Here is a 6,009-nt window from a genome sequence, read left to right as displayed (position 1 = left end):
ACCTGGACGTCACCTTCACCGTGACCTACCGGGTCGATACAGTGGAAAAACGTGATGGCGGGCTCGTTGCAACCTTTGGCAGCGATTACGGACAGGTTCACAAGCAGCGCGTGGTCGATCAGGTGGTCGTCAACCACGGCACCCTTCCCCTGGACGACTTGTACTTCGACCTGCGTCCTCTCTCCACCAATGGCGGCGCGGTAGAGCAGCATGACCTGATCGCTGGCACGGCACAGAACATCGTCACCAATCCCGAAGGACGCTTCCAGCTGTTCCGGATCGGCGACGCCGTGTCTGCTCGCAACACCCACGCGGCCATCTACGACGCTTTACGCCTGGTGAAAGAAATCTGAATCCTGATCTACATGCAGTGAAGGCCCTTCAGCGGGCCTTCACTGTATATCCCCTGCCCTGGCTACATTCCCCGCCGCGCAACCTCAGCGCCTGCCTTCACTGCCCGCCCGACAATGGACTCGATGTTTTGATCGACCATCGACTGCAGCGCTGCTGCCGTCACGCCACGGTAAGCCATCAACGACTCAATCATTTGCTGCGGATCGCGACTGGCAAGCATCTGGCCGCCCCCCACCACCACGCCTTGTGCAGCGCGCTGCGCAATGGCAAGGGGAATTCCCGCAGCCACCGCCTGATTGATCAGTGCCATTTGCAACATTGCCGGGAAAGCCGGCCCGGTCCCCGACAACGCACTTAGGTAATCAATGCAGTCTTCATCAGGCACTTCGTCCGCCGAACCTACGCACTCGAACAGTCGCTGCACCCACTTGCGGTCGCGTTCAACAAGGTTTCCAGCACAGTACCAGGGCGTAAACGACAGCCTGATTTCCACGGCCGCATTCGGCATGGCCCGCACCACTACATCCGCACCGGTGGCCGCGCTGATGGCTGCCGCCGGAACTCCGTCCATCAAGGAAATCACCAGCTTGCCGCGGGCGTTGATCTGCAGTTCACGAAACTGCTCCGGTCGGATGGACAGCACGACAATATCGCTGAGGTCCACCAACTGCTGGTTGTCGGCCAACAGTTCCACGGCTGGCTCGAAGGTACTGACGCCTGAGCGGTTCGAGATCAACAAATGGTCAGGCTTGATGAAACCGCTATCAAGGAGCGCCTCGGCAATTGCACGCCCGAGCCAGCCGGTGCCCCCAATGATGCCCAGAGTTCTATTCTCCATCGGCAGGGGACTCCTCGAATGTTTCTGCCAAGGGTACGAAAACGCCGGGTTCTTTTTCCGCGTAGCCAAATTTTCCATAAAAGCGGTCCAGCTCGCGCCGCTTCGGTACTTTGCCGGTGAACACGCTCACGTACTGAGGAATCCGTCGAAATCGAACGACAATATCTTCATTGGTTTTCATGGAGATGTAGCCGATCTGCGTGAGGTAGATGGTCCTGGCCCGAACATCGGCCCCCTCGGCGTCGTAGCCAAACCGTCGGAACATCGCGGCCAGGGCATTCATCCGCGCCTCGTCGGCTAAAGCGATTTCAGCTTTGACCTCGTCCGATTGCAGCGCCCAACTGCGCACGGCAAATTCGAACTGCGAGTCGAACAGTTCAGGGTTCACCCAGCATTCGAAGACGTTGAGAATCGCTTCGGAAATACTTTCTGCGTAACTCTCGCATTGGCTGACCATACCGCCGGTGTTCTTGTCCCGCCATCGAGCCAGAAGTGCCGCGAGCAGCTGTTCCCGATCTTCATAGAACCAATAGAAGCTGGTACGAGATAAATTCAAGCGTTTGGCCAGCGGCATCACCCGCACAGCATCCACCCCCGACTCTTTAAGAGCTTCGTAGGCGGCGTCCAGCCAGACATCGACGGAGCCTCGCCAGCCTGCGTCTTGCGCTTTGGTTTTCGCCCTTCCTGTCTGTGACATCCGGGTTGCACCTTTAATCTGAAAATTCTTCCCCACTGTACACCCCACGATCTGTCACGTACACGGCATGTACATGGGCGTACATTTTCGAGACATTCGTAGAGATGCATACCTCCAGTAAGCATCGGAACCGACGCTGGGCGATTATTCGGAGCATGCCTGGAAACAGGTGGTGAGTGGGTGCTAAATGCTCTCGCCGGGTGTTGATACCAGGCGTAGGATCGATACGATGACTGCTAATAACACGTGGTTGGAAGGCGACTTCCAACCAATTCTGCACTCACACGCAAACGCAAGACATATACCGCCGCACTGTAAGGCCGCGCGCCCCTTCGCAGTACAAGGGCCGTGTTCTCACAACAACAAAAGCGAGGTGAAAACATGTCTGGTAATCGTGGTGTCGTGTATCTCGGCGCAGGCAAGGTCGAGGTGCAGACCATCCCCTATCCGAAAATGGAAGACCCACGCGGCAAGCGCATTGACCATGGCGTGATCCTGCGCGTGGTTTCGACCAATATCTGCGGCTCCGACCAGCATATGGTGCGTGGCCGGACCACGGCCCAGGTCGGGCTGGTGCTTGGCCATGAGATTACTGGTGAGGTGATCGAGAAAGGCCGTGATGTGGAAAACGTGCAGATCGGTGACCTGGTCTCGGTGCCGTTCAACGTCGCCTGCGGCCGTTGTCGCAGTTGCAAGGAACAGCACACCGGCGTCTGCCTGACGGTCAACCCGGCGCGCCCCGGCGGTGCCTATGGCTATGTTGACATGGGCGACTGGGTTGGCGGCCAGGCCGAATACGTGCTGGTGCCTTATGCCGACTTCAACCTGCTGAAGCTGCCCGACCGCGACAAGGCCATGGAGAAAATCCGCGACCTGACCTGCCTCTCCGATATCCTGCCGACCGGCTACCACGGCGCGGTGACCGCCGGTGTCGGCCCTGGCAGCACGGTGTATATCGCCGGTGCCGGTCCCGTCGGCCTGGCTGCTGCCGCCTCCGCCCGTTTGCTGGGTGCGGCGGTGGTGATCGTCGGCGACGTGAATCCGCTGCGTCTGGCGCATGCCAAGGCCCAGGGCTTCGAGATCGCCGACCTGACCCAGGACACTCCGTTGCACGAGCAAATCGCCGACCTGCTCGGTGAGCCGGAAGTCGATTGTGCGGTCGATGCGGTCGGCTTCGAAGCCCGTGGCCACGGCCATGACGGCGCGCAGCACGAGGCCCCGGCCGACGTGCTCAACGCGCTGATGGGCGTGGTGCGGGTCGCCGGCAATATCGGTATCCCCGGTCTGTATGTCACCGAAGACCCGGGCGCGGTCAACAAAGCCGCCAAGCATGGCAGCCTGAACATCCGTTTCGGCCTCGGCTGGGCCAAGTCCCACAGCTTCCACACCGGCCAGACCCCGACGATGAAGTACAACCGTCAGCTGATGCAGGCGATCATGTGGGACCGGATCAACATTGCCGAGGTCGTCGGCGTACAGGTGATCAGCCTGGACGACGCGCCGCGCGGTTACCACGAGTTCGATGCCGGGGTGCCGAAAAAATTCGTCATGGATCCGCACAAGCTGTTTAGCGCCGCCTAAGGAGTTGGTTGGGAAAAGGGCAGCTTTGAGCTTAATGCCGATCAGTCAAGGCGTTGAACGCCGCAATCCTTGTGGGAGCGAACCTGTTCGCGATGACGGTGGCACAGTCAACACTTGCTTTGCCCGACAATCCGCCATCGCGAGCAAGCTCGCTCCCACAGGTTTTTGAGCTGCCCTTTTTTATGGATCATCCAGGAAACCCACCACACATTGATTACTTCATACACTCAGGTACGTTCACGCCTTCGCTTTAATCGCATACAGCCCACCGATAATCACCAGCGCTGCGCCGACAACCACCCAGGCATCAGGGCGCTCGGCAAAAACGATCACCCCAATCAACGTGGCGAACACCAGAAGCGCATAGTTGAAAGGCTGCAGGGTAGAAGCGGTCGCGTATTTCAGTGCTTGAATGAGGAGAATCTGAGCGACTACTCCCGTCAATGACAGGATCCCCATCAAGAGGCCCTGGACCGGAGTTGGAGAAACCCATGCGGGCAGCCCCACAAATGTGATCGTCAGGGCACCCACACTTGCCATAAAAAGCATGTTCGTCGCAAAGGAATCGTGCTGGCTAATTCGGCGCGTCAGTACATTGAATACTGCAAACCCCAAAGCAGACAGCAGGGGAATCAGCGCTGCCAGTTCAAAGACGCCCGCGCCTGGTCGCAGGATAATCAGTGTCCCGGTGAACCCTATGGCAGCCGCGATCCAGCGTCGTAGCCCGACAAGCTCTCCTAGCAGCCCCCCTGCCAATGCCAGAGTCATCAGAGGGAATACCGCATAGAGAGCGTGCATTTCAGCCAGGCCTAAATAGCGCAGCCCGACTCCGAACAGTACTATTTCACCCACGGCTAACAGCGCTCGAATGATTTGGAGCCAAGGGTGCTTGCTCCGAAACTGTTCCTTGACCCTACCTTGGTAGGCGGCATATCCGAAGGCAAATACGACAAACACCCAATAACGCACCATGACCAACTGGGCAACCGGGATGTCTTTGACCAGCACCTTGGTTATTCCGTCCTGGCTCGCGAAGATAAGCATCGAAAGCAGGCATAGGAAAATCCCGAGTTGGGGCCTTGTGACCCCAGGACCAGCGGCGACGGTGGGCGTAGTCAAGTACGCCGTGTTTTCTGTTTGACCGCTCTTCAATCGCACTTCGGTCATGCCCTCCTCCTTAAAATTTCAGCGACTCCGGTTTGGAGCGTTACAGCAGCCCGCAGTCGCGGTTAAAGACCAGCACTCACTGAGGATTGATCAGGCATTCTTTATTTCACCAGCCGTGTTTCTTTCGAAGGCCGGTAACCAAAATACGAGCTGTAGCATTTGCTGAAATGGCTCGGTGAAACAAAGCCGCATGCGACCAGCACATCAACCTGAGACAGCTCTGTGTGCTGAAGTAATCGCCGTGCTTCGGTAATGCGCAATTCCAGGTAATACCGTTGCGGCGTGGTACCCAGTTGCTCTTTGAACAAGCGCTCTATTTGTCGACGGGAACGTCCGGCATAGACCGCCAGTTGGTCCATTTGCAACGGTTCTTCCAGGTTGGCGTCCATCAGTTTGACCACCTCTTTGAGGGGGGCGCTCAACGAGATGTTTTGTGTCGGTTTGATACGCCGATACCGTGACTCTTCGAAAGACAGAATGTCTTCGATGCCCTCGACAAGCGCCTTGCCATGCAGCCCTTTGATCCACTCGAGAGCCATATGATAAGCACCCGCCGGACTCGAAGCCGTGAGCCGGTCTCGATCCATGACAAATGCTTCACTGGTGACATGCGTTACTTTTGAAATTTCTGCGAGCGCAGGTCGATGTTCGGGATGAATCGCACAACGATACCCCTCAAGCAAACCTGACACGCCCAAAAACCACGCCCCATTCCACAGCCCGGCCAGGGTAATACCCAGTTCCGATGCCGTTTTAAGGATGCTGATCAGCTCGTGATTGACTTTGAGTTCAGTGCGATAGCCGCCGCATATGACCAGCAAATTCAGGTCTTTGAGTGCTGCCACGTCCAAACGCGCATCCGGTCGAWTGATCAGGCCAAGGTCGCTGGTAACCTCTCCGTCCTGCAACCCGAAGGTTCGTGAAGAGAACAACGCAGGACGCAAAAGGTTGGCGGTGACAATCGTATCGAGCGCTTGCGTAAATGCAGGCAACGAGAAGTGTTCGAGCAGTAAAAATCCTGCCCGGGCATGAGCCGTCGGCTCGCTCCGACTCTCTTCCAGATAGCGCAGGTTTTTACCTTTCATACACCCGCTGAAATCTCGTCGTTCGATCACTTTACGCCTCGCTTATTTACTCTAACGAATGCAGCCTTTGTGCAAACCACGGTTGAATCCGCGCTTGCGAAGAATCAACCGCTGGCGCCGTGACCGTACTGTTTATGCGAGCTGGAACCCGTGGGCCAGAGGGTCTTTGTCATCGACAAAAATAGTGTTGTGACCTGTCACCTCAGCCCAGCCGCTGATACTTGGATTCATGCCGTCGAAGGTTCCGACCTTTACCGACGCCTCCACTTTTCCTTCGTAGATTGTAC

6 protein-coding genes and 1 pseudogene are annotated in these 6,009 nt (G+C 57.2%); 2 read left to right on the top strand and 5 right to left on the bottom strand.

From position 1 onward, the window contains the following. Positions 1-353: pseudogene (locus tag ACXRVY_RS14805) on the top strand (N-methylproline demethylase); the annotation flags it as partial. Positions 354-415: 62 nt separating this feature from the next. Here the strand turns inward: ACXRVY_RS14805 and ACXRVY_RS14800 are convergent. Continuing rightward, positions 416-1,192: a pyrroline-5-carboxylate reductase family protein gene (locus ACXRVY_RS14800; protein WP_458237657.1), complete on the bottom strand. Its 777-nt coding sequence runs from the start codon at positions 1,190-1,192 to the stop codon at positions 416-418. Further along, positions 1,182-1,889 (bottom strand): TetR/AcrR family transcriptional regulator, encoded by a 708-nt coding sequence (locus tag ACXRVY_RS14795; RefSeq protein WP_223457915.1) that lies wholly within the window; start codon positions 1,887-1,889, stop codon positions 1,182-1,184. The genes ACXRVY_RS14800 and ACXRVY_RS14795 overlap by 11 nt, the downstream gene beginning before the upstream one ends. 381 nt (positions 1,890-2,270) lie before the next feature. On the opposite strand from ACXRVY_RS14795, the gene fdhA reads away from it, so the two are divergent. Further along, a complete protein-coding gene (gene fdhA / locus ACXRVY_RS14790; RefSeq protein ID WP_150782973.1) occupies positions 2,271-3,470 on the top strand; it encodes a formaldehyde dehydrogenase, glutathione-independent in 1,200 nt (399 codons plus the stop codon). Between the two features lie 237 nt (positions 3,471-3,707). Here fdhA and ACXRVY_RS14785 read toward each other — a convergent pair whose 3' ends face one another. The 3 genes from ACXRVY_RS14785 to ACXRVY_RS14775 all read right to left on the bottom strand — a co-directional run. Then, positions 3,708-4,637, bottom strand: a complete 930-nt coding sequence (locus ACXRVY_RS14785) for a DMT family transporter (protein ID WP_223457913.1) — start codon at positions 4,635-4,637, stop codon at positions 3,708-3,710. A gap of 101 nt (positions 4,638-4,738) precedes the next feature. Continuing rightward, a complete protein-coding gene (locus ACXRVY_RS14780; RefSeq protein WP_458237655.1) occupies positions 4,739-5,752 on the bottom strand; it encodes a GlxA family transcriptional regulator in 1,014 nt (337 codons plus the stop codon). Positions 5,753-5,854: 102 nt separating this feature from the next. Then, the coding region (locus ACXRVY_RS14775) for a proline racemase family protein (RefSeq protein WP_458237656.1) at positions 5,855-6,009 on the bottom strand (155 nt) is incomplete at its 5' end.

Source organism: Pseudomonas sp. P5_A2_2, assembly GCF_054177685.1.
This window is presented reverse-complemented; position numbering and strand designations above follow the sequence as displayed.

Bases quoted from the DNA above. Each gene is read 5' to 3' on its own strand.
- ACXRVY_RS14785 (WP_223457913.1), bottom strand. From the start codon at position 4,637: ATGACCGAAGTGCGATTGAAGAGCGGTCAAACAGAAAACACGGCGTAC.
- fdhA (WP_150782973.1), top strand. From the start codon at position 2,271: ATGTCTGGTAATCGTGGTGTCGTGTATCTCGGCGCAGGCAAGGTCGAG.
- ACXRVY_RS14795 (WP_223457915.1), bottom strand. From the start codon at position 1,889: ATGTCACAGACAGGAAGGGCGAAAACCAAAGCGCAAGACGCAGGCTGG.
- ACXRVY_RS14800 (WP_458237657.1), bottom strand. From the start codon at position 1,192: ATGGAGAATAGAACTCTGGGCATCATTGGGGGCACCGGCTGGCTCGGG.